General features: G+C 62.7%; 20 protein-coding genes. 8 read left to right on the top strand and 12 right to left on the bottom strand.

Features of this window, described 5'->3' with window-relative positions; genetic code table 11:
• Nucleotides 1-7: 7 nt before the first annotated feature.
• The 3 genes from ureG (at nt 8) to KHO49_RS04045 (ending at nt 2,590) form a co-directional block, all read left to right on the top strand.
• Nucleotides 8-622, top strand: a complete 615-nt coding sequence (gene ureG / locus KHO49_RS04055; protein ID WP_047301379.1) for an urease accessory protein UreG — start codon at nt 8-10, stop codon at nt 620-622.
• Nucleotides 623-659: 37 nt separating this feature from the next.
• Nucleotides 660-1,232 (top strand): HupE/UreJ family protein, encoded by a 573-nt coding sequence (locus KHO49_RS04050; RefSeq protein ID WP_213664647.1) that lies wholly within the window; start codon nt 660-662, stop codon nt 1,230-1,232.
• Between the two features lie 218 nt (nt 1,233-1,450).
• Nucleotides 1,451-2,590 carry an AGE family epimerase/isomerase gene (locus KHO49_RS04045; protein ID WP_213664646.1) on the top strand — a complete coding sequence of 380 codons (1,140 nt, stop codon included), beginning with the start codon at nt 1,451-1,453 and terminating at the stop codon, nt 2,588-2,590.
• Nucleotides 2,591-2,663: 73 nt separating this feature from the next.
• Here the strand turns inward: KHO49_RS04045 and KHO49_RS04040 are convergent, their stop codons facing one another.
• The 9 genes from KHO49_RS04040 to amaB all read right to left on the bottom strand — a co-directional run bounded on the left by KHO49_RS04040 (nt 2,664) and on the right by amaB (nt 13,807).
• Nucleotides 2,664-3,569, bottom strand: a complete 906-nt coding sequence (locus KHO49_RS04040; protein ID WP_102862935.1) for a cation diffusion facilitator family transporter — start codon at nt 3,567-3,569, stop codon at nt 2,664-2,666.
• Between the two features lie 236 nt (nt 3,570-3,805).
• Complete coding sequence (locus KHO49_RS04035) at nt 3,806-4,567, bottom strand: SDR family oxidoreductase (RefSeq protein WP_102881995.1); 762 nt, start codon at nt 4,565-4,567, stop codon at nt 3,806-3,808.
• An 895-nt stretch (nt 4,568-5,462) separates the two neighbouring features.
• Nucleotides 5,463-6,179 (bottom strand): ABC transporter ATP-binding protein, encoded by a 717-nt coding sequence (locus KHO49_RS04030; RefSeq protein WP_170001574.1) that lies wholly within the window; start codon nt 6,177-6,179, stop codon nt 5,463-5,465.
• Nucleotides 6,176-7,048, bottom strand: a complete 873-nt coding sequence (locus tag KHO49_RS04025; protein ID WP_102862933.1) for an ATP-binding cassette domain-containing protein — start codon at nt 7,046-7,048, stop codon at nt 6,176-6,178. The genes KHO49_RS04030 and KHO49_RS04025 overlap by 4 nt, the downstream gene beginning before the upstream one ends.
• A complete protein-coding gene (gene livM / locus KHO49_RS04020) occupies nt 7,045-8,340 on the bottom strand; it encodes a high-affinity branched-chain amino acid ABC transporter permease LivM (protein ID WP_102862932.1) in 1,296 nt (431 codons plus the stop codon). The genes KHO49_RS04025 and livM overlap by 4 nt, the downstream gene beginning before the upstream one ends.
• A 2-nt stretch (nt 8,341-8,342) precedes the next feature.
• Nucleotides 8,343-9,257 carry an ABC transporter permease subunit gene (locus KHO49_RS04015; protein ID WP_102862931.1) on the bottom strand — a complete coding sequence of 305 codons (915 nt, stop codon included), beginning with the start codon at nt 9,255-9,257 and terminating at the stop codon, nt 8,343-8,345.
• A gap of 161 nt (nt 9,258-9,418) precedes the next feature.
• Nucleotides 9,419-10,555: a branched-chain amino acid ABC transporter substrate-binding protein gene (locus tag KHO49_RS04010; RefSeq protein WP_102881998.1), complete on the bottom strand. Its 1,137-nt coding sequence runs from the start codon at nt 10,553-10,555 to the stop codon at nt 9,419-9,421.
• Nucleotides 10,556-10,919: 364 nt separating this feature from the next.
• Complete coding sequence (gene amaA, locus KHO49_RS04005; RefSeq protein WP_102862929.1) at nt 10,920-12,203, bottom strand: L-pipecolate oxidase; 1,284 nt, start codon at nt 12,201-12,203, stop codon at nt 10,920-10,922.
• A gap of 113 nt (nt 12,204-12,316) precedes the next feature.
• Nucleotides 12,317-13,807: an L-piperidine-6-carboxylate dehydrogenase gene (amaB, locus tag KHO49_RS04000; protein ID WP_110595448.1), complete on the bottom strand. Its 1,491-nt coding sequence runs from the start codon at nt 13,805-13,807 to the stop codon at nt 12,317-12,319.
• A gap of 171 nt (nt 13,808-13,978) precedes the next feature.
• Here amaB and KHO49_RS03995 point away from each other — a divergent pair, with 171 nt between their 5' ends.
• The 3 genes from KHO49_RS03995 to nadE all read left to right on the top strand — a co-directional run bounded on the left by KHO49_RS03995 (nt 13,979) and on the right by nadE (nt 17,120).
• A complete protein-coding gene (locus KHO49_RS03995) occupies nt 13,979-14,881 on the top strand; it encodes a LysR family transcriptional regulator (RefSeq protein ID WP_110650928.1) in 903 nt (300 codons plus the stop codon).
• A gap of 193 nt (nt 14,882-15,074) precedes the next feature.
• Complete coding sequence (gene pncB / locus KHO49_RS03990) at nt 15,075-16,289, top strand: nicotinate phosphoribosyltransferase (RefSeq protein ID WP_102882000.1); 1,215 nt, start codon at nt 15,075-15,077, stop codon at nt 16,287-16,289.
• 3 nt (nt 16,290-16,292) lie between these two features.
• A complete protein-coding gene (gene nadE, locus KHO49_RS03985) occupies nt 16,293-17,120 on the top strand; it encodes an NAD(+) synthase (protein ID WP_102862925.1) in 828 nt (275 codons plus the stop codon).
• 166 nt (nt 17,121-17,286) lie between these two features.
• Here the strand turns inward: nadE and azu are convergent, their stop codons facing one another.
• Entirely contained in the window at nt 17,287-17,733 is a 447-nt protein-coding gene (gene azu / locus KHO49_RS03980) for an azurin (RefSeq protein WP_102862924.1), read from the bottom strand.
• 352 nt (nt 17,734-18,085) lie between these two features.
• Here azu and KHO49_RS03975 point away from each other — a divergent pair, with 352 nt between their 5' ends.
• Both KHO49_RS03975 and KHO49_RS03970 read left to right on the top strand, forming a co-directional pair.
• On the top strand, nt 18,086-18,673 hold the full coding sequence (locus KHO49_RS03975) for a cytokinin riboside 5'-monophosphate phosphoribohydrolase (protein WP_170001577.1): 588 nt from the start codon (nt 18,086-18,088) through the stop codon (nt 18,671-18,673).
• 68 nt (nt 18,674-18,741) lie between these two features.
• Nucleotides 18,742-18,918: a hypothetical protein gene (locus KHO49_RS03970; protein ID WP_162884106.1), complete on the top strand. Its 177-nt coding sequence runs from the start codon at nt 18,742-18,744 to the stop codon at nt 18,916-18,918.
• Nucleotides 18,919-19,019: 101 nt separating this feature from the next.
• Here the strand turns inward: KHO49_RS03970 and KHO49_RS03965 are convergent, their stop codons facing one another.
• The gene (locus KHO49_RS03965) at nt 19,020-19,910 is read right to left on the bottom strand and encodes a transglutaminase family protein (RefSeq protein ID WP_123391295.1); all 891 of its coding nucleotides are present in this window, start codon (nt 19,908-19,910) and stop codon (nt 19,020-19,022) included.
• Nucleotides 19,910-22,396: a circularly permuted type 2 ATP-grasp protein gene (locus KHO49_RS03960; RefSeq protein WP_213664645.1), complete on the bottom strand. Its 2,487-nt coding sequence runs from the start codon at nt 22,394-22,396 to the stop codon at nt 19,910-19,912. Before KHO49_RS03960 ends, KHO49_RS03965 begins: the two co-directional genes overlap by 1 nt.
• Nucleotides 22,397-22,422: the final 26 nt, after the last annotated feature.

Below are 22,422 nucleotides of genomic sequence, written 5' to 3'. Positions count from 1 at the left end.
GAAACTCATGAACGCACAACCTCTGCGTGTCGGCATCGGCGGCCCGGTGGGCTCCGGAAAAACCGCCTTGACCCTGGCCCTGTGCCTGGCCCTGCGCGAGCGCTACAACCTGGCAGTGGTGACCAACGATATCTACACCCGCGAAGACGCTGACTTCCTGGTACGCAATGAAGCACTGGCGCCGGAGCGGATCATCGGGGTGGAAACCGGCGGCTGCCCGCACACCGCGATCCGCGAAGACGCCTCGATCAACCTGGAAGCGGTGGACCAGTTGAACCGGCGCTTCCCGGGGCTCGATCTGATCCTGGTGGAGTCCGGCGGCGACAACCTTTCAGCCACCTTCAGCCCGGAACTGTCGGACCTGACGATCTATGTGATCGACGTTTCCGCTGGCGACAAGCTGCCGCGCAAAGGGGGCCCGGGCATCTGCAAATCCGACTTGCTGGTGATCAACAAGATCGACCTGGCGCCGCTGGTGGGCGCCTCTCTGGAGATGATGAACAGCGACACCCAGCGCATGCGCGGCGGCAAGCCGTTCGTCTTCAGCAACCAGAAGACCGGCCAGGGCCTGGAAGACATCATCGCCTTCATCGAACGCCAAGGGCTGCTGACCGCGGCCTGAAACCGAACCTGAAAAACGCTCAACAAGGAAGCCACTCATGACCCTGAAATCACTCTTCGGCGCCCTGGTGCTGCTGCTGACCCCGGCCCTGGCCTTCGCTCACCCGGGCCACGGCGACAACGGCCTGATGGCCGGTATCAGCCACCCCATCGGCGGCCTCGACCACTTGCTGGCCATGCTTGCGGTCGGCCTGTGGGCCGCCCAGCAACAAGGCGCGGCGCGCTGGGCACTGCCCTGCACCTTTGTCGGCACCATGCTGATTGGCGGCCTGCTGGGCTTCGAAGGGCTGAACCTGCCGGCCCTGGAAAGCGGCATTGCCGCTTCGGTACTGGCCCTGGGCCTGGCCGTGGCCCTGGCGGTGCGCCCGCCACTGAGCCTGGCGCTCGCCGCCACTGCGCTGTTTGCCCTGTTCCATGGCGTGGCCCATGGCCTGGAACTGCCAGACATGTCCAGCCCCTGGGCCTATGCCGCCGGTTTTGTCGCAGCCACCGCGGCCCTGCATGCCGCCGGTTATGCCGTGGTGCGGGTACTGCCTCAGGCGGCGGCGCCGCTGGTGCGCGTGGCCGGTGCGGCCTCGGCCGCCACAGGCGTGTGGTTGCTGGCGGGCTGATCCCTGCCCTCTTCTGTAGGAGCCGGCTGGCCGGCGAAGGCGGTCTTGCGGGCCTCGTTCGCTGGCAAGCCGGCTCCTGCAAGGCTGAGGTGATCTTTAGGCCGTCTTTGCTGGCAAGCCAGCTCCTATCAGTACGCCCTGCTCGGCGGGCAAGCCGCCTTGTGGGGCTTCTCTGGTAACATGTCGCGCACTCAAACCTGCCGTGACGACGCCAGCCAATGCCCGATGTATCCCGCTCCGCCACCTCGCCTGAATCGAGCGCTCTGTTCAACGCCATGCAGCAGCATTTCCACAAGGTGATAGTGCCGCTGTGGCAAGGTCCGGGCTGGAATCCGCAGTTGGCACTGCCCTATGAGGCGCTGGACGCCGAACAGCGGCCATTGCCGCCGCAACGCTATCGAGCCATGGCCTGCGCCCGGCAGCTGTACCTGTTCTCACAATTGATCGGTGATGCCGCCGCCCCCTTTGCCGAGGAGCGGGCCGCCGCGCTGTTCCGCTCGCTGCAGCGGCACTTCCACGATGCCGAGCACGGTGGCTGGTTCTACAGCATCGATGCCGACGGCGCGCCGCTGGATCGGCGCAAGGACCTCTACACCCACGCCTTTATCCTCTTCGCCTGCGCTCATTACTGGGCCAAGGTCCGCGAGCCGCTGGTGGAGTCGGTGCTCAATGCCGCCCTGGAAGTGGTAGCCCTGCGCTTTGCCCGGAGCGATGAACTCTACGAAGCCAGCCTCGCCGAGGACTGGTCCGTACTGGGTTCCGGACCCCTGCAGAATCCGCTGATGCACCTGGCCGAAGCCTTTCTCGCAATCCTGGCAGTGCGCGAAGACGCCGCGGTACAAACCGCACTGCTGGAGCTGTGCCAGGCCATGCAGCAGCAGTTCATCGACCCGCAGCACGGAGTGATGCTGGAGAAGCCCCTGGGGGCTGTGGATAACTGGTTCGAGCCAGGGCATCAGTTCGAGTGGTTCTTCCTCCTCGACTCTTCGCCGTTGCTGCGCAGCAACCCGCTGCACGCCTCATTGAGTCGTGCCTTCACGTTTGCCGAGCAGCTTGGTGTCGACCCGCAGAGCGGCGCGGTGTGCGCCATGCTCGACCTGCAACCGGGTGCCCCCATCAAGGACGCCACCCAGCGCATCTGGGCCCAGGCCGAGTACTTGCGTGCCCTGACCTTGCGTGCGGACAGCCAGGCGCCCCTGCTGCGTCAGCTCAAGGCGCTGCACGCGCATTTCCTGCATGCCGGGGGCTGGAATGAATGCCTGGATGCCAGTGGCGCGGTCAGCCGGCGGGATATGCCATCGACCACGCCTTATCACCTGGCGACCTGTTATCGCGGGCTGGCGGAATATTTTGCCTGAAGCCTCTGCCGGCCAGCCGGCTCCTGCAAGCCCCCTGTAGGAGACGGCTGGTCGGCGAAAAGCGCACCGCCCATCAAACGATCCACTTGCGATCCCCGGTAAAGCTGATGGTCAGCCAGCGCGCTGCGTCGGCCTCTCCCAACTCACTGGAAATCTCCTCGCGCAAGCGGTCCAAAGTCGCCACATCCTGCAGCGGATAGTCCGCCGGCAGCACGATATGGATCTCGATGAAACGCGCCCGGCCGTGCTTCTGCACGTAGGAAATGTATTCCTGGAAGCCATAGGCAACCATGGCCTCTTCCATCACGCTGCGCACCTTTTCATCCAGCTGGTCCGGAGCGATGCCCAGCACATCACGCAACGCCGGCCGCAGGATCTTCAAGGCCGGCGGCAGCATGCTCAGGGCCAGCAGGATCAGGATCGCCGGGTCGACATACACCGCCCACTGGCCATGCCCGTACTGCTTGAGCAGCAAGGCGATGATGAAACTCACCAACAGCCCCACCGAGAGCATTGCGTCCACCAGCCAGCTGATGTTGTCGAACTGGATCAGCGACGATTTGAGCTTGCGGTTACGCCGGCGCACATAGAAGAAGTAGGCGAACTCCGTTACCGCAAAGAACCCGGCGTAGAAGATCACCATCCCCAGCTCGACCTCCCGGCCGCCATTGATGATGCCGAACACACCGTTAAGAAAGGCGTAGATGGCGATCAACAGCAGGAAGCTGCCTTCGATCAGCAGCACCATGGGTTCCAGGTGCCAGAAGCCGAACTGGAAACGGTGGTTGCTTTCCTTGGCAATCAGCTTGGCAGTGATCAGCATCAGGACCTTGATGAAGGTCGCGATCAGGGAAAAAAACCCATCGAACAAAATGGATTGGGCGCCAGAAACAAAACCCGTGACGATACCGGCGATCGCCACGGCGAACATCAGTACAGTCGATTGTTTGAGCAGAACCTGCTCACCTCGGTTACTCACAACTCCTCCTATCGAACTTCAAAAACACCGCCTTGAGTGAGGCGGCAGTGAAATTTCGGGGCGGAATTCTACCCTGCCAAGGCTGACCTTCAGCTGAAACGAATCAGCTTATGTGTTTCCAAGTACAACTGTAGTCACTGCCGAGCCATGGCGGAGGTTGCGACTAACTGCGTAGCAGGCCCAGGTCTTGCAACCGCTGGAGGGTCTGGCGGCCCTGTCGCAGCCTGCGGCAGCGGCTACACCTTGCGCTCGATGGCGAAGCCGGCCCAGGTCTGGCTCACCGGCATCAGCTCCAGGCTATTGATGTTGACGTGGGCAGGCGTGTTGAGGACCCAGAAGATGGTATCGGCAATGTCCTCGGGCTGGATCGGCTCGGCCCCGGCGTAGGTGGCGTCGTAGCGCGCCTGATCGCCGGCGAAACGCACCAGGGAGAACTCGCTTTCGCACAGGCCCGGTTCAATGTTGGTGACCCGCACGCCAGTGCCCTGCAGGTCGCAACGCAGGTTCAGGGAGAACTGTTTGACGAAGGCCTTGCTCGCGCCGTAAACGTGACTGCCCGGGTACGGGTAGTTGCCGGCAATGGAGCCCAGGTTGACGATCCCGGCGCCCCGGCCATGGGCGATCAGCCGCGGCAGCAGCAGACGGGTGCTGTACATCAAGCCCTTGATGTTGGTGTCGACCATGGTGTCCCAGTCATCCAGGTCGCACTTGGGCGCCGGGTCGACGCCCAGGGCCAGGCCGGCATTGTTGATCAGGCCGCGCAACTTGCTGAAGGACGGCGGCAGGTTGGTGATGGCCGCTTCCATGGCCTTGCGGTCCCGCACATCGAGCACCAGGCCGTGCACTTCGGTCTGCTTGGAGAGCTCTGCGCACAGCGCGTTGAGGCGCTCCTCGCGGCGGCCGGTGAGCACCAGCGACCAGCCGGCCTCGGCAAAACGCCGGGCGCAGGCTTCGCCAAAACCGGACGTCGCGCCCGTAATGAACAGTGTGGAAGTCATGGTGTTCTCCTTGCTGGGTGGCGAGCCGCCGTTACGATAAAAAAGCGTTTCGCAGCATGCCCGGCCCGGCTCTGGGCGGCAACAGAAGCGCTGGATATCCGCTATCACTGTACAAAAAACGCTCACATGGCTGAAAGCTATGGCCGGCAAGGCCTGCAGCCACATGCCCGCACCTTATCCACAGGCCGGTCCACAGTCTTTGGGGGCAAGTGCAAATCGCGCAAAGCCGCTGTACACAGGGCTTGCAGCGGATCATGGGAAGTTTTTTGCTTGACCCGCAGAGGCTGTCCATGCAGGTGGCCGCAAAAAAGATGACCGAGCGGTCAAAGTGTATAAGGCCAGAGGCCAGTAACTACGCCGCCCAGAGCAGTCTTTCCAGAGTTTAGTCACAGACTTATCCACAGGCTTATCCAGAGTCTTTTGCGGGTACGGCTGCGACAATAAAAAGGTTGACAAGCGCGTCTTCGAGTTGCTCAAAAAGCCGTGATCAAAAAACAATCAATTGCTTGCAGGCCACGTAAACAAAGGCTTCCAGCCAGCTACTCCCACGTTACCCACAGCCCGCTCCACAGCAAACGGGGACAAGTCAAAACGGTGGAAAAACAACTGTTTGCAGCGTCTTTATGCCGCGCTTTGCCAGCTTGGGAATAATGTTTTCCACAATTGTCGGACGCCGGCTGCCCTTCTGCGCACGCGCGGTTGCCAATGCCCGCACTCAGTCCGCAGGAACCGGCTTGCCGGCAAATCCCGGACGCACGACGGAATCTGAACAGCTGCCATAGGCAGGGGGCGTTTCGCTGGCAAGCCAGCGCCTATGGGGCGGGTGGGGACTGTGGATAAAAAATGCCCCGGCGGCGTGAACCGACGGGGCATGGTTTATCCACAGACCGGGCCGTCAGTGACCGCCCAGGTAAGCGTTGCGCACTTCCTCGTTGACCAGCAGCTCCTTGCCGGTGCCGCTCAGGCGGATCTCGCCGTTGACCATCACGTAGGCGCGGTCCGACAGCTTCAGCGCATGGTTGGCGTTTTGCTCCACCAGGAAGATGGTCATGCCGGTGGCCGCCAGCTCCCGCAGGGTGGCGAATATCTGCTTCACCACGATCGGCGCCAGCCCCAGGCTCGGTTCATCCAGCAACAGCAGCTTGGGCCGGCTCATCAGCGCCCGAGCGATGGCCAGCATCTGCTGCTCACCGCCAGACATGGTCATGGCCCGCTGGGTACGCCGCTCCTTGAGCCGTGGAAAGAGTTCGAACATACGCTGCATGTCCTCGCTAGCGTACTTGTCGCCAATCGGGATGGTGCCCATCAGCAGGTTCTCTTCCACGGTCATGTCGGGGAACACCCGGCGCCCTTCCGGCGACTGGGCGATGCCGTTGGAGGCAATGTAGTGGGACGACTTGTGGGTGATGTCCACGCCGCGATAGAGGATCTGCCCGGACTCCGCCCGGGGCTGGCCGAAGATCGACATCAGCAGGGTCGATTTGCCGGCACCGTTGGAGCCGATCAGGCTCACGGTTTCCCCTTCGTTGATGTACAGCGAGACTTTCTTCAGGGCCTGGATCGGGCCGTAGTACACATCTAGATCCTTGAGTTCGAGTATGGGTTGACTCATACCAGCTCCTCTTCGTCGGCACCCAGGTAGGCGGCGATCACCTTCGGATCGTTGCGGATGGCCTCCGGTCCGCCTTCGGCGATCACGTTGCCGTGGTCGAGCACCACGATGTGGTCGGAAATACTCATCACCATGCCCATGTCGTGTTCAATCAGCACCACGGTCAGATCGTGCTCGTCGCGCAGCAGCCGGATCATCGCGCTCAGCGCTTCGGTTTCCTGGGGGTTGAGGCCGGCGGCCGGTTCGTCGAGGCAGATGATCTGCGGCCGGGTGCACATGGCGCGGGCGATCTCCAGGCGCCGCTGCTGGCCGTAGGACAGCTCGCCGGCCAGGCGGTTGGCACAGTCCACCAGGTCCACCACTTCCAGCCAGTAGAAGGCGTGGTCCAGGGCGGCGCTTTCCGCCTGGCGGTAGCCCTTGGTGTTGAGGATGCCCGCCAGCAGGTTGCGGTTGACCCACATGTGCTGGGCCACCAGCAGGTTTTCCACCACGGACATTTCCTTGAACAGGCGAATGTTCTGGAAGGTCCGCGCCAACCCGGCGCGGTTCACCAGGTGGGTGCCGCCAAACATCTTGTAGTACAGGCGACTGGCGAAGCTTTTCGGTGACACCAAATCGGTGGCACGAAATGGCTCGCCCAAGAGCTTGATGACATTGGTCTGCTGGCCCCGGGTATTGAGCTCGATGCGCCCGCCGGAGGCCTTGTAGAAGCCGGTCAGGCAGTTGAACACCGTGGTCTTGCCGGCGCCGTTGGGGCCGATCAGGGCGAAGATCGAGTTGCGCTTGACCTTGAGGCTGACGTCGCTGAGGGCCTTGATGCCACCGAAGTGCATCATCAGGTTCTCGACCGAAAGAATGTATTCGCTCATGGCGCGTTCCCCTCAGTCAGAGCACCTTTGCGTGGCGTCACCCCGGTACGGCTGATGCGGATCAGCCCCCGCGGTCGCCAGATCATCATCAACACCATGAGGATGCCGAACAGCAGCACCCGGTACTCGGAGAAGCTGCGCAGCAGCTCCGGCGCCACGGTCAGGACGAAGGCCGCGATCACCACGCCCACCGTGGAGCCCATGCCCCCCAGCACCACAATGGCGAGGATCAGCGCCGACTCGAAGAAGGTGAACGAGGACGGGTTGACGAAGCCCTGATAGCTGGCGAAGAACACCCCGGCCAGACCGGCGGTGGAGGCACCAATGGTAAAGGCCGAGAGTTTCACCAGCACGTGGTTCAAGCCCATGGCGCGGCAAGCGATCTCGTCTTCACGCAGGGCTTCCCAGGCCCGGCCCACCGGCATGCGGGTCAACCGGTGCTTGATGTAGAGCACCAGCAACACCACCAGGAACAGCACGATGTAGATGAACAGGAACTTCAGGTTGGGGTTGTATTCCAGGCCGAAGAACTCGTGGAACGGCACCCCACCGTCCTTGGCCCTGCGACCGAACTCCAGGCCCAGGAACGTCGGCGATGGCACCGGCATACCGTTGGGGCCGCCAGTGAAGGACAGCCAGTTGTTAAGCACCAGACGGATGATCTCGCCGAAGCCCAGGGTCACGATGGCCAGGTAGTCGCCATGCATTCGCAGCACCGGGAAGCCCAATATGCACCCCGCCAGCGCGGCGGCAATCGCCGCCAGGGGCAGCACGCTCCAGAAGCCCAGGCCCAGGTACTGGTAACCCAGGGCCAGGCCGTAGGCACCGATGGCGTAGAACGCCACGTAGCCCAGGTCCAACAGCCCCGCCAGGCCCACCACGATGTTCAGCCCCAGGCCCAGCAGCACATAGATCAGGCCGAGGATGACCACGGTCAGCAGGTACTTGTTAGCGAAGAACGGGAACACGATGGCGATCACGATCAGCGCCGGAATGATCCAGCGCAACCGCGACTTGTAGTCCGGCGCCAGCACATGCACCCCGGAGCCTGTGGTCTCGAAGCCCTGGAGAATCTTCAGGCCCTTGGGGGTTTGCAGGAACAGGCTCAGGGCCAGGCGGCCGGCCATGACGATCGCCACCAGCCAGGCGACCCGGGTCGGTTCCAGGTTGAAGCTGTAGCCATCCAGGACCACGCCCACGATGGGGCCGAACACGATCAGCGAGATCAGCCCGGCCAGTACGGCGTCGATGACGCTCTTCTTGATATCAATCGGTTTATTGGCAGCAGACATACTTATACCTTCGCCACGAGTGGGCGACCCAGCAGGCCTTGGGGACGGAAAATCAGGATCAGCACCAGCAGCGAGAAACTGAACACGTCTTTGTAGTCGGAGTTGATCAAGCCGGAGAACAGCGACTCGGAGATCCCGAGGATGATCCCGCCGAGCATCGCTCCGGGCAGCGAGCCAATGCCGCCGAGCACGGCTGCGGTGAACGCCTTGATGCCGATGACGAAGCCGGCGTAGAAGTCGAAGGTGCCGTAGTTCATGGTGATCAGCACACCGGCCAGGGCCGCCATGGCCGCGCCGATGACGAACACGTAGGAGATCACCCGGTCAGTGTTGATCCCGAGGATCGAGGCCATCTTGCGGTCTTGCTGGGTGGCCCGGCACATGCGCCCCAGCTTGGTGTACTTGATGATGTAGGTGAGCAGCGCCATGCCGGCGAACGCCGCCACCAGGATGAAGATCTTGGTGTAGGTGAGCTGCACGAAGCCGGTGCCGATATCGACTTTCCAGGCGCCGGCCAACAGGGTCGGAACCCCTTGCTGCTTGGCGCCCTGGCTGATCTGCGCGTAGTTCTGCAGGATCAGCGAGATACCGATGGCGCTGATCAGCGGTGCCAGGCGGGTGGAGTTGCGCAGGGGTTTGTAGGCCACGCGCTCGATGACCCAGCCATAGATCCCCGTCACCACCACGGTGAAGACCAGGGTGCCGAGAATGAGTAGCGGGAAGGATTCAATGCCGAAGTAGGCCAGCAGAGCCAGACTGATTGCCGCGAGGTAAGCGGAAATCATGTAAACCTCGCCGTGGGCGAAGTTGATCATGCCGATGATGCCATAGACCATTGTGTAGCCGATGGCGATCAGACCATAGACAGACCCGAGGGTCAGTCCATTGATCAGTTGCTGCAGGAAAATACCATCCATAACGCAATCTCACGGACTTGAGAGACGGCACAGGGCGTCAGCGACGGACAGGGATCACCGGTCCGCGCAACACGTCCGTTGTGCAGCTCTACGAGAAAAGGCAAGTACTGCACGAGTACGAACCGGTACCAGGGGGTAGTACCGGTTCGTTCGGACTCATGTCACTTCTGTTTTTCCAGCTGGTGGTACTTGCCGTCCTTGTCCCACTGATAGACCACGTAGTCGGAGATCTTCAGGTCGCCCTTGCCATCCCAGGACTTCTCGCCCATCACGGTTTTCACCGGGTTGGCCTTGAGCCACTTGGCGGCGTCTTCGCCTTTGTTGGATTTGGCGCCATTGAAGCCGGCGGCCAGGGCCTGGACCGACGCGTAGGCGTACAGGGTGTAGCCTTCAGGCTCGGTGCCGGCCTTGCGGAAGGCATCCACCACGGCCTTGCTGTCCGGCAGCAGGCGTGGGTCGGCGCCGAAGGTCATGTACACACCGTCGACGTATTGCGGGCCGCCGGCGGTGGTCACCAGCTCGTCGGTAACGATGCCGTCGTCGGACATGAACTTGACATCCTTCAGGCCCTGCTCACGCAGCTGGCGTACCAACGGACCGGCTTCCGGGTGCAGGCCGCCGAAGTACACCACATCGGCACCGGCAGCGCGGATCTTGGTCACCACGGCGCTGAAGTCTTTCTCGCCACGGGTCAGGCCCTCGTACAGCACCGGGGTCACGCCGCGCTTGGTCAGCTGTGCCTTGGTGGCGTCCGCCAGGCCCTGGCCGTAGGTGTCCTTGTCGTGCAGCACCACGACTTTCTTGCCTTTGAGCACGTCAACGATGTAGTCGCCGGCGACGATGCCCTGCTGATCGTCACGCCCGCACATACGGAACATCGCGGACAGGCCACGCTCGGTGACCTGGGGGTTGGTGGAACCCGGGGTGATGGCAATCACACCGGCGTCGCTGTACACCTCGGAAGCCGGAATGGTCGACGAGGAGCAGAAGTGCCCCACGACGCCCGCCACCTTGTCCTGGTCCACCAAGCGGTTGGCCACGGCCACGGCCTGCTTCGGTTCGCAGGCGTCGTCGCCCTTGACCAGCACGATCTTCTCGCCGTTGACCCCGCCTTTGGCATTGATCTCGTCAGCCGCTGCCTGTGCACCCTTCATGTACTGCTCGCCAAATGCCGCATTGGCGCCTGTCATGGGACCCGCTACGCCGATCTTCAGGTCGGCTTGAGCAAACGCAGAAACACCCAGCGCAGTTGCCACTGCGAGGGCCAGAAAGCCTTTCTTGTAAAACGTCTGGGACATGAGGTGGTGCTCCAAGGTTTTTTTAGTTGGCACTGCGACTTCACTAGAATTGCTCAGAGCAAGCGCCGTGCCAGTGGTTTTTTATTCTGAAAAAAGTCGCTGTCTTATTGTTATTTCGACTGTTTCGAGCCCATTTTTATTGGGCGTGCAACCGTCTAAACCGCGGAAGGTAAAACCCTGCTTTTTAATGGGCGCAACCCATGCGTGCCATCATTGCAACCGCGACACAATTCAACGTGCAACCCTGCTGTAACAGCCCGCGTCACCGAACTGCACACTGCTGGTGCGAGACTGCTACGAGCCGCACCATTACAGGCTAGTCGCTGCATCGAAAAGCGTCGTCCCCGACTGTTTATTTCCTTGTTCAGATGACGATCCGCAGGCACTGGCCCGCGTGGTAGAGGGAGAATCCGGCCTCGTACAGACAACTGCGCAACCCCACTCCGACCAAGGGCTGCATGGGGGCAAAAGGAATCGGCAGGGCCTGGGGATTGCCGTTACACAGGTAGTCGGCGAACGCCTTGCCGACCACGGTGCCGGTGGTGACGCCACGGCCGTTGTAACCGGTGACCGCCACCAGCCCGGGGGCCGGCTCAAACAGGCGCATCAGGTGATCGGGGGTAAAGGCAATGCAGCCGGTCCAGGTGGACTCCCATTCCACCGGTTTGAGATAGGGAAAGTAATGCTGCTGCACCCGATCGGCCCAGGCTTTGAGGAACCACAGGGGTTTCTGGTTGCCGTTGCCCAGGCTGCCCAGCAACAAGCGGCCATCGGCATCCCGGCGAATGCTGCTCAGCACCTGGCGGGTATCCCAGGAGCCCTGGCCTCCGGGCAGGATCTGCCGGGCGGCCTCTTCGGTGAGCGGCGCCGAGGCCACCTGGTAGTAGTAGCCGGGGAAGAAGTTGCGCCGCAGCTCGGTCCAGTCGCCTTCGGTGTAGGCGTTGGAGGCGATCACCACCTGCTCGGCCAGCACCGACCCCTGATCGGTCTGCACCGACCAGCGCTGGCCTTGGCGTTCCAGGCGAGTGACGGGGGAATGATCGAACAACTGGCCGCCGAGCTTGATCGCGGCCTTGGCCAGCCCGGTGGTGTAGGCCATCGGGTTGAGGGTACCAGCGCGCCGGTCGAGCAAGGCGGCGGCGATCTTCCGGGTGCCGGTGGCGGTTTCACAGGCGGCACCGGTCAACAGTTCCACCGGCGCACCACGGCGCTTCCATTGCTCCTCGCGGCTGCGCAAGTCAGCTTCACCACGCGCGTTGTGGGCCATGTGCAACGTGCCTTCGCGGCGTAACTGGCAATCAATCTGGTATTTGTCCACCAGGCTGAACACCAGGGACGGCGCGGCCCCGAGCATGCGGTTGAGCTGGCTGCCCACCTGCTCGCCGAAACCGGCCTCGATCTCGTCCGGTGGAATCCACAGGCCGGCGTTGACCAGCCCGACGTTGCGCCCCGAACCGCCCTGCCCGGCGCGGTGGGCCTCGACGACACAGACTCGTTTGCCTTGCTCCAGCAGATGCACGGCCGCCGACAAGCCGGTGAAGCCGGCGCCGATGATGCACACATCCGCCGTCAGCTCGCCCTTGAGCGGCGCATTGTCAGGCCTTTGTGGGGTCAGTTTTTCCCATAGACATTGTTCTTGTAGCGCCATTGCCAGACTCCGAAATCAACCCACCACAGACGCTGAAACGCATTGACCGCTGTTCGCCAGCAAGCTGGCTCCTACAAACCTCCCCGTAGGAGCGAGCCTGCTCGCGAAAAGACTCAATCGAAGGTAATGCCCTGGGCCAGCGGCAGTTCCTGAGAGTAGTTGACGGTGTTGGTCTGGCGCCGCATGTAACCGCGCCAGGCATCGGAGCCGGACTCGCGGCCGCCGCCGGTTTCCTTCTCGCCACCAAAGGCCCCGCCAATCTCCGCGCCACTCGGACCGATGTTGACGTTGGCAATCCCGCAGTCGCTGCCCACCGCCGACATGAACTGCTCGGCTTCACGCACGTCAGTGGTAAAGATGCAGGACGACAGGCCCTGGGGCACGGCGTTGTTCAAGCGCAGGGCCTCTTCGAAGTCGTTGTAGCCAATGACATAGAGGATCGGGGCGAAGGTTTCGCTGCACACCACATCGCTCTGCTCCGGCATTTCGACAATCGCCGGCGACACGTAATAGGCATTGGGGAACTGGTCCTGCAACTGGCGTTGGCCACCGAACACCCGGCCGCCCTCGCTCAGGGCCTGTTCCAGTGCATCCTGCATGGCGTCGAAGCTGTGCTTGTCGATCAGCGGGCCGATCAGGTTGCCCTGCAGGGGGTGGCCGATGCGCACTTTGGAGTAGGCGGCCTTGAGACGGGTGACGATTTCCTCCTTCACCGACTCGTGGGCAATCAACCGGCGCAAGGTGGTGCAACGCTGGCCGGCGGTGCCGACGGCGCTGAACAGGATGGCGCGCACAGCCATGTCCAGGTCGGCGCTCGGGCCGAGGATCATGGCGTTGTTGCCACCCAGTTCGAGAATGCTGCGGGCAAAGCGTGCGGCCACTTTCGGCGCCACTTCACGGCCCATGCGGGTGCTGCCGGTGGCGCTGATCAGGGCCACTCGTGGATCGTCCACCAGGGCGGCGCCAGCGTCGCGACCACCGATGATCACCTGGCTCAGGTACTCGGGAGCGTCCTGGAAATTCTTCAGCACCCGCTCCAGCAACGCCTGGCAAGCCAGGGCGGTAAGCGGGGTCTTCTCCGAGGGTTTCCAGATCACCGGGTTGCCGCAGACCAGCGCCAGGGCGGTGTTCCAGGCCCAGACCGCCACCGGGAAGTTGAAGGCACTGATCACCCCCACCACACCCAGCGGATGCCAGGTTTCACGCATGTGGTGACCGGGACGCTCGGAGGCGATGGTCAAGCCATAGAGCTGGCGCGACAGACCGACGGCGAAGTCGCAGATATCGATCATCTCCTGCACTTCCCCCAACCCTTCCTGGGTGATCTTGCCGGCTTCCCAGGAAACCAGTTCGCCCAGATCGGCCTTGTACTCGCGCAGCACCTCACCGAATTGCCGTACCAGCTCGCCACGACGGGGGGCCGGGACTTTGCGCCATAGCGCGAATGCATGCTCTGCGCGACTGACCTGCTGCTCCACTTCGGCGGCGCCCTGCCAGTTCACGGCGGCGATCCGGCTGCCGTCGATCGGCGAATGCACAGGCTGGGTGCCCGACTGGTACAGGGCCGGGTTCACACCCAGACGATCAAGCAATGCGGCAACCATGGGGGTCACTCCTTACAGATGAATAGCCAAAAAACCGACCGCTGCGACGGCCATCAAGGCCTGTAGTTGTAGCTGGCCTGAGACTTGCCAACAAACGACCTTTAAGCGAGATATCATTCCGTTTATTCATGCTGAGCCGGCATCCAGCACCGATAAGAACAAGGACCACCCATGCTCAACAAACGCTACCTGCCGTCAATCACTGCCCTGCAGTGCTTCGAGGCCGTGACCCGGCACCTGAGCTTCACCCGCGCCGCCGAGGAACTCAATCTGACCCAGAGCGCGGTCAGCAAGCAGGTGGCGCAGCTGGAAGAGCTGCTGCAGCACCTGTTGTTCCGTCGGGTCCGCCGCCGCCTGCAACTGACCCCGGCCGGCGACCTGTATCTGGTGGAAGTGCGCAAGATCCTTACCCAGGTGGAGATGTCCACCCACTACCTGCGCTCCTACGGCGGCGAGACCGAAGTGCTGCGGGTGTCCACGCCCTACACCTTCGGCGCCCGCTGGCTGGTGCCGCGCCTCAAGGGCTGGCGCCTGCGCCATCCGCATATCCACCTGGACCTGTGCAACGAGCAGGAGCCGGACGAACTGCTCCAGGGCCACGCCGACCTGGCGTTCTACTTCGGCCAGGGTTCGCGCCCCGGCACCGAGAGCCTGAAGCTGTTCAGCGAAGAACTGGTGGCGGTCTGCGCCCCGGATAGCCTGCCCACCGAACCCTTGACCGACCCGCGGCAACTGACCGATCTGGTATTGCTGCAAAACGCCTCACGGCCCCAGGGCTGGCACGAATGGTTCGAACAGCAGGGTTATCAGACCGAACACAGCTATCACGGCCCGCGCTTCGAAACCTTCTATATGTGCATCCGCGCCGCCCAGGTCGGTTGTGGCGTGGCGCTGCTGCCACGCTTCCTGGTGGAAGAGGAACTGGCCGAGGGCAAGCTGGTGATCGCCTGGAAGTACGCCATGCCCAGCCAGGATGCCTACTACCTGGCCTACCCCGAACACTCGGCGGAAGTGCCCAAGGTCCGCGACTTCGTGCGCTGGATGCTCGAACACAACGATGCTCCCCTCGCGTAGGAGCCAGCTTGCCGGCGAATGGGGCCCAGGCACGGCCGAAGCCCCATTCGCTGGCCAGCCAACACCTATCGCAGGAGAATGGCCCGCCGCAAAAATCGCTGGTCAAGCGCAGGACGTCTATGCGCCACTAGCGCCTTCATTGAAAGAGCTGAAGCCGCCGCTGTCCGTCGCGGCCAGCATGGAGATTCCCGTTATGAGCGAGAGTGTGTTTGCCGATCGCATCGTGCAGAACCTGCTCGACACCGACTTCTACAAACTGACCATGATGCAGGCGGTGCTGCACAACTACCCCAACGTGGAAGTGGAATGGGAGTTTCGTTGCCGTAACAGCGAGGATCTGCAGCCGTACCTGGCGGAGATCCGCTATCAGTTCGAGCGCCTGGCGGAACTGAGCCTGAGCGCCGACCAACTGGGCTTTCTCGAACGCATCAGCTTCCTCAAGCCGGACTTCCTGCGCTTTCTCGGGCTGTTTCGCTTCAACCTGCGCTACGTGCACACCGGCATCGAGAACGGCGAGCTGTTCATCCGCCTGCGCGGTCCCTGGCTGCACGTGATTCTGTTCGAAGTGCCGATGCTGGCCATCATCAGCGAAGTGCGTAACCGCTACCGCTACCGCGAGATCCAGCTGGTGCAGGCCCGGGAGCAGCTGTACCGCAAGTTCGACTGGCTCAGCGCCAACGCCAGCAGCGAAGAGTTGTCCGAACTGCAAGTGGCGGATTTCGGCACCCGCCGACGCTTTTCCTACCGGGTCCAGGAAGAAGTGGTGAACGTGCTCAAGCACGATTTCCCTGGGCGTTTTGTCGGCACCAGCAACGTGCACCTGTCCCGGGAGCTGAACATGAAACCCCTGGGCACCATGGCCCACGAATGGATCATGGCCCACCAGCAGTTGGGGCCGCGGCTGATCGACAGCCAGATCGCCGCCCTCGACTGCTGGGTCCGCGAATACCGCGGCCTGTTGGGCATTGCCCTGACCGACTGCATCACCACCGACGCCTTCCTCGGTGACTTCGATCTGTTCTTCGCCAAGCTGTTCGACGGCCTGCGCCACGACTCCGGGGACCCGATCCTCTGGGCGGAGAAAGCCATCGCCCATTACCACAAGCTGGGCATCGACCCGATGAGCAAAACCCTGGTGTTCTCCGACAGCCTGACCCTGCCGCGCTCCCTGGAAATATTCCGTGCGCTGCGGGGGCGGATCAACGTCAGCTTTGGCATCGGCACCAACCTGACCTGTGATATTCCCGGTGTCGAGCCGATGAGCATCGTGCTTAAAATGGCCGCCTGCAATGGCCAGCCCGTCGCCAAGATCTCCGATGAAGCGGGCAAGACCCATTGCAAGGATCCCAACTTCGTCGCTTACTTGCGCCACGTTTTCCAAGTACCTGCCCAACCTGGCAAGGAGTGAATCATGCAAGCCGCACAGCGTGAGATTGCGCAGCAGCTGAAGGTCCAAGCACCTTTTCCCGACCAAGCTGCCCTGGAGGCGGAAATCGCCCGGCGCGTCCGTTTCATCCAGGATTGCCTGGTCAATTCCGGTCTCAAGTCCCTGGTCCTGGGTATCAGCGGCGGTGTCGACTCGCTGACCGCCGGCCTGCTGGCCCAACGCGCCATGCGTGAGCTGCGCGAGCGCAGCGGTGACGACAGCTACCGCTTCATCGCCGTGCGCCTGCCCTACGAGACCCAGTTCGACGAACACGACGCCCAGGCTTCGGTGGACTTCATCAACCCCGACGAACGCCACACCGTGAACATCGGCCCGGCGGTCAAGGCCCTGGCCAATGAAGTGGCGGCCTTTGAGGGGCAGCACGCGGTGTCCCGGGACTTTGTCCTGGGCAACACCAAGGCGCGGATGCGCATGGTGGCCCAGTACACCATCGCCGGCGCCGCCCAGGGCCTGGTGATCGGCACCGACCACGCCGCCGAAGCGGTGATGGGTTTCTTCACCAAGTTCGGTGATGGCGCCTGCGACCTGGCGCCACTGAGCGGCCTGGTGAAGAATCAGGTGCGTTCGATTGCCCGCTACTTCGGCGCTCCGGAATCCCTGGTAGAGAAGGTGCCCACCGCCGACCTCGAGGACCTGTCCCCGGGCAAACCGGATGAAGCCTCACATGGCGTCACCTACACCGAGATCGACGCATTCCTGCATGGCCAGCCGGTGCGCGAGGAAGCCTTCAAGATCATCTGCGACACCTACCGCAAGACCCATCACAAACGCGTCATGCCCTTCGCCCCGTGACCCACCACGCTCTGTAGGAACCGGCTTGCCGGCGAAAGGGCCGCTTGATGCTGCACAAGGTTCAAGGGCCTGTTCGCCGGCAAGCCGGCTCCGACCAGAGGGTGAAACGTCAGGCACAAAAAAAGCGCCCCGCGGGGCGCTTTCTTGTTGCAGCCGGACCTGATGCTTACTTCAGGATCACAGCGCCTTTCATCATCGAGTTGTGGCCTGGGAACGAGCAGAAGAACTGGTAGCTTTCGCCAGCAGTCAGCTTCGATACGTCGAAGGTCACCGAGTCTTTCTCGCCAGCACCGATGATCTTGGTGTGGGCGATGACGCGGGTGTCGCCTTCTTTCAGGTAGCTCTTGTCGATGCCAGCGGCCATGCCGTCGGCGGCGATGCCAGCCATGTCTGCGGTTTTGCTCAGGACCCAGTTATGGCCCATGACGTTCTTCGGCAGGCTGCCGGAGTGAGTCAGGTTCACGGTGAAGGTCTTGCAGCTCTTGTCGATGGTGATTTCCTTAGTGTTGAAGGACATCTGGTCGGTAGAGTCGACATCGACCTTGCATTCGGCAGCCATCAGTTGGCTGCTGGCCAGTGTCAACAGGGATACCGCAACGAGTTTGGCAAACATGGTGAATCTCCAAGGCAGGGTTAACAAAATCCATCTGAATCCATGGGACCGAAGACTGCCTGAATTTCTGCCAAGTTCCTATGATTTGCATCAAAAAACTGTATACAACTCTCTGCTATCGGGCCGATCAAGACAATCAAACAGCCCCCTGCGAAACCGCCCTCTAAGATCTGCCCATCAACATCTTTTAGGAGCCTTGGCCATGCCTCTCAACAGCCTGTTTCGCAGCTTGCTCGCCGCCTACGCCTGTGGCGCCAGCGGCACCCATGAAACCCCGCAACGCGAGGTTTAATGCTTGGAGCCAGATCTTTCAGCCTTTACTCTGAGGCCATCAATGACCGCGGAGTAAGGCATGACGTTAACTTCTGTCTGTGTATTTTGTGGCGCCAGTACCGGCAGCCATCCCCTCTATCGTGAAGCAGCCCAGGCCCTGGGCCGCGCCCTGGCCGAGCGCAAGCTGACCCTGGTCTATGGCGGCGGCGCGGTGGGCCTGATGGGCATAGTGGCCGACGCGGCCCTGGCAGCCGGCGGTGAAGTCATCGGGATCATCCCGCAAAGCCTGAAAGACAAGGAAATCGGCCACAACGGCCTGACCCGCCTGGAAGTGGTGGACGGCATGCACGCGCGCAAGGCGCGCATGGCTGAACTCAGCGATGCCTTCATTGCCCTGCCTGGGGGCCTGGGCACCCTGGAAGAGTTGTTCGAAGTCTGGACCTGGGGCCAACTGGGCTATCACCACAAGCCTCTGGGCCTGCTGGAAGTGAACGGCTTCTACGAAAAACTCAGCGGATTTCTCGACCATATCGTCGGCGAAGGCTTCGTCCGGGCCCCGCACCGTGACATGCTGCAAATGAGCGAATCGCCAGCCAGCCTGCTGGATGCCCTGGACGCCTGGAAGCCTTCGGTAGCGGACAAGTGGGCCGAGAGCAAACCCAATTAACCGTCAGCACCCGATAACAGGCAGAATACGCGCCGCTCAACCTCACCTTCGACCCCAGAGGATCGCCCATGGCTAAACCCAACTACTCCTTCGCCAAACGTCAACGAGACTTGGCCAAGGAACAGAAGAAAGAGGAAAAGCTGCAACGCAAGAAAGCTGCTGCAGAAGAAGCCAGCACACTGACCCCGGATACTGAAGGTGAAGTGAGCGTCGATGACGCCGAGCCTCAAGCCCCCCAAGCCTGAAACACCCGACCTGGCACAGTAGGGGCTGGCGGGCCTGCGAAGGCTTCCCCAAGCCCCACGCAGCATCCGCCGGCCTCTTCGCCGGCAAGCCGACTCCAGCTTTATTCCAGAGGCATGACGGTGACCCGGACCTCCGGGTCATGGCTGCCCCCGCCAAGAATCACTCCACGCAACGGCGAGACATCGGAAAAATCACGGCCCCAGGCCAGGGTGATGTGTTCCAGTGCCGGCTGCACGTTGTTGGTCGGATCGAAATCCACCCAGCCCAGCACCGGGCAAAACACCGAAACCCAGGCATGGGAAGCGTCGGCACCGATCAGCCGCGGCTGCCCCGGCGGTGGCTGGGTCAGCAGGTAGCCGCTGATGTAGCGCGCCGCCAACCCTCGCGAACGCAGGCACGCCAGCATCAGGTGGGCAAAGTCCTGGCACACACCCCGTCGACGCTCCAGGACTTCCACCAAAGGTGTCGCCACTTGGGTCGCTTCGGCATCGAAGGTGAACTCGCTGAAGATCTTCTCCATCAAGGCCTGGACGCCCTGCAACAGAGGCCGCCCCGAAGCAAAGCAGCTTGCGGAAAACTCGACGAAGCGCTGCTTGAGATGCACATAGGGTGACTCGAAGCGATAACGACTGGCCTCCAGCAAATCCACCGGCAACGGCCGACCGCTGTAGGTCAGGGCTCCGCGGGCGACATCCCACGCCATGGACGCGGCAAAGTCCAAACGCGGCCGATCCAGCACCTCGACGCTAAGCTGGGCGTTGACCTGCAATTCATCATGGGGCCGCTCGAAGGCCAGACGGGTCAAAGGGTTACCAAACACATCCTGCTCGTCACGGCGGGAGGTGGGCTCGGGACTGATCAGCAACTGCCGCTCGCTGCACTGTTGCCAGGCGCAAACCCGGGGCCACAGGTGCGCCAGCTGCTGGGCCAGGGACACCGGGCTGTCGTAGCGATAATGGGTGTCATGGAAAATCTGGTAGCGCGCGCTCATTACACCGACACCGTTTGCTGGCTGACATCATCCACGTGGGCGAAATGCCGCAAGGCCAGGCGATCAGACACCTGGCCGCTGACCTCGGCGATCTCTTGCAACAGGTCCGCCAGCCCCGCCACCGCGGCTCTCACGCTGGCCTCACCAAACAGGGAGTTCTCCAGGCAGCCCAGGTCGACATGGGCCAGGCGCTCCACCAGCCTCGGCAACGCCACCTCGCGGGGCACGCCGAAGTCATCGTTGAGGCGCTTGAGGGTACGGGTCACCAGCTTGAGCTGGAACAGCACCGCGTGGGGGTTCTGCTCATCCAGCAGCAACAGGTCGAGGACCGGGATCAACTGCGCCACCGCCAGGTAGCGGGAGCGATAGGTAATGCTGCTGTTGCCCAGCTCCAGCAGCCACTCCAAGCCCGCCTGATCGAACACCGCAGTGCCCCGCAGGAAGGCGGCCAGGCTGCTGCTGAGAAATTGCAGGCGCTCGATGCGCCGGCCAATCATCAGGAAGCGCCACCCTTCGTCCCGGGTCATGTCGTCCAGGGCGAATCCCGAGAGCGCTGCCAGGGACATCACCAGACGGTTGAGAAAATCCAGCAGCTCGCCGAAGTCCGGCTCTGCGGTGTCCAGCTCCTGGGCTTCTCGCTGCAACTCCACCAGGGCCTGCCAGTTTTCCCGGGACAGCTTGCCGCGCACCTGGGAGGCGGCCCACTGCAGGCGCTGCAGGTTGGAGCGCAGGCTGAACGACCAGTCCTCCCCCAACAGGGCCGCCAGCAGACGCTCGGGCAACTCGCCCTCATCCGGCAGCAGCATCAGGCTTTCCCCCAGGTCCACTGCGGCCAGCAAAGCTCGCGGATCGTCGCCATCGACGTAACGGGCCAGCATGATCCGCAACAGCCGTGCGCTGTCGTCACAGCGCTCACAATAACGACCGAACCAGAACAGGTTCTCCACCACCCGCGACGGCAAGTAGGGATCACGACGGACCAAGTCATAAACACCAATGGTGCGCTGGGCTTTCCATTGCTCGCCGCTGGGGGCGCGCTCCCCCAGCACCCAAGTGTCCTTGCTGGCGCCACCGCGCTGCATCGACACCACTTCGGCGTCGGCGTCGGCGGCGACCCGGGTCAGGCCGCCGGGCAGCACCCGATAGCCGTCGTCGCTGGCCACCGCGTACACCCGCATGCCGATGGCCCTTGGCTGCAAGCCACCGTCCTCGGCCTGCCAGACCGGCGCCTGGGACAGTTGCGGCAACTCCTGGGCGACATAAGCGTAGGGCCGCGCACGCATACGCTCGGCGAGGCTGGCGCGCTGTTCGGGACTCAGGTCGCGCCCCAGCACCGGGGTGAAACTCTGGGATGGAAACGCCGGTTTGATCAGCAGCTCTGGGAGTTTCTCCAGGGCTTGTTGCAGCACGGGCGCCTCACCACACCACCAGGTGGCGATGGAAGGCAGGAGCAATGGCTCCCCCAACAGGAACTGGCTGATTTTCGGCAAGAAGCCCAGCAGCCCTGGAGACTCCAGCACCCCGCTGCCCAGGGCATTGGCCACCAGCACCCGGCCCTGACGCACCGCATCCAGCAGGCCGGGCACCCCCAGAGCGGAATCGGTACGCAGCTCCAGAGGATCACAGAAATCATCATCCAGGCGACGCATGATGGCGTGCACCCGACGCAGGCCGCTGAGGGTCTTGAGATAGACCGTGGCATCGCGCACCGTCAGGTCGCCGCCCTCAACCAGCGGGTAACCCAGCTGGCGCGCCAGGTACAGATGCTCGAAATAACTCTCGTTGAAACGCCCCGGAGTCAGCAGCACGATCAGCGGCGCTTCGGCATCCCGGGGCGCCTGCCGGGCCAGGGTTTCCTGCAGGGCACGGAAGAAGCCAGCCAGATGCTGCACGTGCAGGTCGCGGTACAGATCCGGAAAGGCCCGGGACACGATCATGCGATTTTCCAGGGCATAGCCGGCCCCGGACGGCGCCTGGGTACGATCGGCAGTGACCCACCAGCGACCATCGGGGGTGCGCGCCAGGTCCACTGCATAGAGGTGCAGAAAGGTCTGCTCGGGCGGCTGGATGCCCTGGCATGGCCAGAGAAAGTTGTTGTGCCCGAACACCAGTTCAGCAGGCAACAGCCCTTCGCTGATCAGTCGCTGCGGGCCGTACAGGTCCGCCAGTACGGCATTGAGCAGGCGCGCCCGCTGGGCGATCCCGGCGGACAACAGTTGCCACTCCTCCACCGGGATCACATGGGGCAGCAAATCCAGCTCCCAGGGCCGGTCCGCGCCCTTGGGGTCGGCATAGACGTTGTAGGTGACACCGTTCTCGTGGATCTGCCGGGTCAGCAGCGCCTGGCGCTGGGCCAGTTGCGCGGGGCTGCTGCGTTGCAGTTGTTCAAGCAGGCGCTGCCAGTGCGCCCGGACCGCACCCTGGTCATCCAGCAGCTCGTGGTAGGTACCCGCCGTCAGCGGGTAACGGTCTAGCAAGTCAGGCATGGAACACTCGGCAGACGGCAGGGAAA

It is taken from the genome of Pseudomonas sp. RC4D1 (genome assembly GCF_018390395.1).
In the GTDB taxonomy this organism is placed as follows: Bacteria; Pseudomonadota; Gammaproteobacteria; order Pseudomonadales; family Pseudomonadaceae; genus Aquipseudomonas; species Aquipseudomonas danubii.
The sequence above is the reverse complement of the archived record's forward strand: the minus strand, read 5'-3'. Positions and strand labels throughout refer to the sequence as shown.